The 5,154-nt window shown below is 65.0% G+C and carries 6 protein-coding genes and 1 pseudogene; all 7 read right to left on the reverse strand.

From position 1 onward, the window contains the following. Positions 1 to 467, reverse strand: a pseudogene (locus tag AC1D0Z_RS15690) (tryptophan--tRNA ligase); the annotation flags it as partial. After that, on the reverse strand, positions 464 to 1,132 hold the full coding sequence (locus tag AC1D0Z_RS15695; RefSeq protein WP_477659151.1) for a site-2 protease family protein: 669 nt from the start codon (positions 1,130 to 1,132) through the stop codon (positions 464 to 466). The gene AC1D0Z_RS15695 and the pseudogene AC1D0Z_RS15690, both read right to left, overlap by 4 nt. Before the next feature lie 144 nt (positions 1,133 to 1,276). Further along, positions 1,277 to 1,912 (reverse strand): L-threonylcarbamoyladenylate synthase, encoded by a 636-nt coding sequence (locus tag AC1D0Z_RS15700; protein WP_477659152.1) that lies wholly within the window; start codon positions 1,910 to 1,912, stop codon positions 1,277 to 1,279. Positions 1,913 to 1,951: 39 nt separating this feature from the next. Continuing rightward, positions 1,952 to 2,857: a DMT family transporter gene (locus AC1D0Z_RS15705; protein ID WP_477659153.1), complete on the reverse strand. Its 906-nt coding sequence runs from the start codon at positions 2,855 to 2,857 to the stop codon at positions 1,952 to 1,954. Then, a complete protein-coding gene (locus AC1D0Z_RS15710) occupies positions 2,857 to 3,717 on the reverse strand; it encodes a 3',5'-nucleoside bisphosphate phosphatase (RefSeq protein ID WP_477659154.1) in 861 nt (286 codons plus the stop codon). Before AC1D0Z_RS15710 ends, AC1D0Z_RS15705 begins: the two co-directional genes overlap by 1 nt. A 270-nt stretch (positions 3,718 to 3,987) precedes the next feature. After that, on the reverse strand, positions 3,988 to 4,740 hold the full coding sequence (locus AC1D0Z_RS15715; protein ID WP_477659155.1) for an aspartate/glutamate racemase family protein: 753 nt from the start codon (positions 4,738 to 4,740) through the stop codon (positions 3,988 to 3,990). Between the two features lie 207 nt (positions 4,741 to 4,947). Continuing rightward, positions 4,948 to 5,154: FCD domain-containing protein (locus AC1D0Z_RS15720; protein ID WP_477659156.1), on the reverse strand; the 207-nt coding region annotated here is incomplete at its 5' end.

Below are 5,154 nucleotides of genomic sequence, written 5' to 3' on the forward strand. Positions count from 1 at the left end.
AGGATGTCCGCACCCATCAGTACCGGGTACATGAAGAGGCCTGCCGTGACGTCGGCGTCCGGGTCACTGCCGGCCGCCTCATTTTTGTCGACCGAGGCTTTGTACGCATGGGCGCGGTTGAGCACGCCCTTGCCTGTCACGCAGGTCAGCAGCCAGGTCAGTTCAGGAATTTCCGGGATGTCCGATTGGCGATAGAAGGTGACGCGCTCCGGATCCAGCCCGGCAGCGAGCCAGCTGGCCGCAATCTCCAGCGTCGATTGCTGGATGCGCGCGGGCTCGTCGCATTTGATCAGCGCGTGGTAGTCGGCCAGGAAGTAAAAACTGCGAACATCGTCGCGAAAGCTGGCCTGGACCGACGGCCTGATCGAGCCGACATAGTTGCCCAGGTGGGGCGTGCCGGTGGTGGTGATACCGGTGAGAAAACGGGTGGGGGAGGTGCCGGCATCGGCTTGTTTATTTGTCATCATTTCACCAGCACGGCAAGCGGCGTCAAAACGGTTTCAAGAAAGGCATAGGTCACGCTCATCAGTGGACGCATCCAGAAGTTGCTGATGACTTGCCCTATGACCAGCGCCATCACAATAAAAAATCCCCAGGGTTCGATGCGCGAGACCAGCACCGCCTGCTTGTAAGGCAGAAGACCGACCAGTACGCGACCGCCGTCCAGCGGAGGCAATGGAAAGAGGTTGAAGACGAACATCACGACATTGACCAGCATGCCGGCCTGGCACATCTTGAGGAAAAACGGCTCGGTCACGCCGGCACCTGCGAGAAAGTAAAACAGCACCCCCCAAAGTAATGCCTGCAGCAGGTTCACGCCGGGCCCGGCCAGCGCCACCCAGATCATGTCGCGCTTGGGGTTGCGTAAATTGCCGAACTGCACCGGCACCGGCTTGGCATAGCCGAACAGGAAAGTGCCCGAGGTTGCGACATACAGCAGCAGCGGCATCAGGATGGTCCCGACAGGATCGATGTGTTTGACGGGGTTGAGCGTGACACGGCCCAGCATCCAGGCGGTGTTGTCGCCGAAATACCGGGCGACATAGCCGTGCGCGGCTTCATGCACGGTGATCGCGAACAGCACGGGTAGCGCGTAAATCGCGACGGTTTGAATCAGATCGGAAAAGTCCATGCCGAATTATGACCCCCACGGTCGCTCACTTCGTGTAGCTCCCTGCCCCCCGAGGGGGCCGCTGCGCCTGCGGCCCGGCAAAGCCGGTTCCGCGGCCCCTGCTTGAAGGGGAAGGGGCATGTGACCAGAATCCCGTTTGGCTCGCTAAAGGCCCAGCACGGCCAGCTCACCCCGGCCCTGCCGCACCACAACAGGCTCGCCGCCGTCGCCCATGGCCGTCAGGTCGATCACCGTGGTCGGCTCCTGATGGCAGGCCCCTGCGTCGATTACGGCGGCCAGCTCATGCTCCAGCAATGCGCGGATCTCGTGCGCGTCATTCAGCGGCTCGGTGCCGTCCCGGGGAATCAGCGTGGTGGCCAGCAGCGGGGCGCCATGCAGCTCGAGCAGCGCCTGCAGAACCTTGTGTTCGGGCACCCGCAGGCCGATGGTCTTGCGCGACGGATGGCTCACGCGGCGCGGCACCTCCTTGCTGGCTTCGAGGATGAAGGTGTAAGGCCCGGGCGTGGCAGCCTTGAGCAGCCGGAACTGCTTGTTGTCGACCCGCGCGTAATTGGCCAGCTCGCTGAGGTCGCGGCAGAGCAGGGTCAGGTGGTGCTTGTCGTCAACGCCGCGGATACGGCGCAGGCTGTCGGCTGCGGCCTTGTCGTCGAGGTGGCATACCAGCGCGTAGCTGGAGTCCGTCGGCACCGCCGCGATGCCGCCGCGCTCCAGCAGCGCCACGGCTTGTTTGAGCAGGCGTGTGTGCGGATTTTCGGGGTGGACTTCAAAAAACTGGGACATGGTGACTCAGCGCCTAGATGTTGTCCGGGGACACCGAATTCAAGACTCAACCGGCTCAATGGCGACCCGGCTGTCGCGCACGGCGAGCCACGCGCCGGTGGCACCGCAGATGGCGATCATGGCCATGCCAAACATGGACCAAAAATCAGGCACATGTGAAAACGCCAGCCACCCGCCGAGCATGGCAAAGCCGATCTGGGCATACAGGAACGGTGTGAGGGTCGACGCCGGCGCGCGGCCGTACGCCAGGATCATCATGAAATGCCCCACCGTGCCCAGGAGGCCCATCAGGCAAAGGCCGGCCCACAGCGTCCAGGCGTCCAGCCGGGTCCAGACAAATGGCAGGGCCAGGGACGCCACCAGCGTGCCGACCCAGCCGGTATAAAAGTGCATGGTGAAGGGGTCTTCGGTGCGCGCCAGCCGGCTGGTGAGAATCTGGAACCAGGCGTTGGTGGCCACCAGGCCCAGCGGCAGCAGCATGGCCCAGGTGAAGTCGTCACCGTCGGGCCGGATGATGATGAGCGTTCCGGCAAACCCGCCAACAACCAGCGCCCAGCGCAGCCACGACACCCGTTCTCCCAGGGTAAGGGATGCCAGCAGCGTGATGACCAGTGGCGTGATCATGACGATGGCGGTGAATTCACCGACCGGCATGTGTTTGAGGCTGAAGAACGCGAGCATGCTGCTGCTCAGCAACAGCAGGCCGCGCAGGCACTGGAATTTCGGGTGCGCGGTGCGCAGCACAGACCAGCCGCGCGACGGCAGTACAGCCACGGTGGTGGCAACGGCCTGGAAGGCGTAACGAAACCAGAGCGCCATCAGGAGCGGCACACCGGCAGAGATGAACTTGGTGGTGGTGTCCAGCACCGCGAAGCAGGCTACCGCGGCTACCAGGAGCGCGATGCCGGTCGGGACGTTGGCGTTGCTGCGTGCGGGGCCGGCCATCACTGGATGCGGTCCGCCAGCAGCTCCCACACCGGGGTCAGTTCGCCCGGCAGAAAGGGCAGGGTGCCCAGGTCGGTGTGGCTTTCGTCGGGGCTGTGGAAGTCGCTGCCGCGCGAGGCGGCCAGGCCGAACTCTTTGGCCGTTTCGGCGTACTTGACGTATTCCTGTGGTGTGTGGCTGCCGGTGACAACTTCCACGCCGCGCCCGCCATGCGACTTGAACTCTGTGAACAAGGCGTATTCCTCGTTGGGGGTGAACTTGTAGCGGCCCGGGTGCGCAATCACCGCAATGCCCTTGGCCTCGCTGATCCACGTCACGGCGTCGCGCAGGTTGGCCCAGCGGTGCGGCACGTAGCCGGGCTTGCCTTCGGTGAGGTACTTGCGAAAGACCTCTGGTGTTTCGCGGCACACGCCGGTCTCCACCAGGAAGCGGGCAAAGTGTGTGCGTGAAATCAGCTCGGGGTTGCCGACAAACTTCAGCGCGCCTTCGTAAGCGCCCTTGATGCCGGCTTTGGCCAGCGAGTCCGACATCTCCATGGCGCGCTGTTCGCGCCCGCCGCGGGTATTGCGAAGGCCTTGCTGCATCGCGGGGTCGTTGGCGTCGAAGCCCAGGCCGACGATGTGTACGGTCTGGCCTGCGAAGGTCACGGATACCTCGGTGCCGGTGAGGTAATGCATGCCGAGCGCTTTGGCTGCGGCGGCAGCGCGGTGCTGGCCGCCTATCTCGTCGTGGTCTGTCAGGGCCCAGAGTTCCACCCCGTTGGCCTTGGCCCGCTCGGCCAGTGCCTCCGGTGTCAGCGTGCCATCTGACACCACAGAGTGGCAATGCAGGTCGGCATTCAGGATGTTTTTGGGAGTCACCGGATCATTTTAGGCTTTGCGGGCTGTTGGCGCAGGCGGGCGCCAATCTCCCTGACCCCGGAAGGCTCGCTGCACACCTGTGCGCGGTACTTCTGCGCCGGGGGTAATTTCGCGGTGCTTCAGGCTTGAAAGCCAATGCTGGTGAGCGCTAGCAGCTACATATTTAATAGCAGGCAACCGGCGCAATCCCCATGGACGCGTATCGCAACAGGCAGCAAGCACTATCAAATTCATAGCTGCTTGCGCTCATGTCTATTGGGCTGTGGCCCCTTAAAGGCCTAAAGCAGTGAGCTCCGGTGAGAGCTTCTCCCAGGGAACATCAAAACCGGCCTGGCTGCGCTGGGGTGGCGGTGCATGGCTGCGCAGGGCCCAGTGGGCGCCGGCCAGCACGCTGTCGATCAACGGCACACTCACCCCGGGCTGAAGGGCCGCGGCCATGCCTGCCAAACCCGCCCCGCCCAGAATGACGGCCTGCGCGCCCAGCTGGCGCACCGCGTCGCGGCAGGCCTGCGCGAGCAGGGTGCGTGCGGCGGCCGGGTCGGCCGCAAGCTGCGCACCGGTCGGCGCGACGGTGTGGATGCCGGCCAGCGATGGCGCATGGCCCAGCGCCTGGGCCAGCCGCTGCAGCATCGGCCCCCAGCGCTCGCCGCCGGTGACGATGGCGAAGCKGCCGTGGCGCGCCGCCTCGATGAACGCCGCCTCGGCCAGGCCGGTCACAGGCACCGGGCTGCTCTCGCGCAGCGCCAGCAGGCCGGGGTCGCCAAAGCAGCCGATCAGCACTGCGTCGGGTGTTTCTGATGCGCCACCCGTTTCACCTGTGCCGGCCAGCGCAGCGGCCCAGGCGTCCAGCGTGGCGTGAGACGCGACGGCATAACTTGCTTCGTCCGAAATATAGGGCGCGCCGAAACGCGCGGTAACGGTGCGCACCTGCACATGCAGCCCGGCGGCGGCTTGCACGTGGGTTTGCAGCAAGGCGCTGACGGAGGCCGAGGTGTTCGGATTGATAACCAGAAGCCTGCGCATGATTAAAAATTCACCCCTGTCCAAGCTCACTGCGTGTAGCTTGTTCCCCCCTCAAGGGGGCGGCGCCTGCGGTCTGGCGAAGCCAGTCCCGCGGCCCCTGCTGGTAGTCCCCGCTGAACCGGCTTTGCCGGGCCGCAGGCGGGCGGCCCCAATACGAGAGGAAAGGGGCAGCGCGCCGCAGGCTCGAAGTGAAAAGCGTGGGGGCCATCAACTAAAGAGCGTGGCCAAGTCGGGCGCATCGYCGGCCGGCGGCGTGAACTGCAGCTGCGACTCCAGSCGCGTCAGGTGCTCGCGCATGTGGCGCGCSGCTTCGCGGACGTCGCGCAGGCGAATCGCGTCAAGCAGCTTGCGGTGCTCGCGGCAGCCGCAGGCGGCGGCTTCGTCGCGGCTGTCCTTGTGGGACGTGCTGTAGGC

The sequence above is a fragment of the Polaromonas sp. P1_E3 genome (assembly GCF_056405935.1).

What these genes read in the sequence shown, in the direction of transcription:
- AC1D0Z_RS15695 (WP_477659151.1), bottom strand. Translation starts at nt 1,132, where the DNA reads ATGGACTTTTCCGATCTGATTCAAACCGTCGCGATTTACGCGCTACCC.
- AC1D0Z_RS15700 (WP_477659152.1), bottom strand. Translation starts at nt 1,912, where the DNA reads ATGTCCCAGTTTTTTGAAGTCCACCCCGAAAATCCGCACACACGCCTG.
- AC1D0Z_RS15705 (WP_477659153.1), bottom strand. Translation starts at nt 2,857, where the DNA reads ATGGCCGGCCCCGCACGCAGCAACGCCAACGTCCCGACCGGCATCGCG.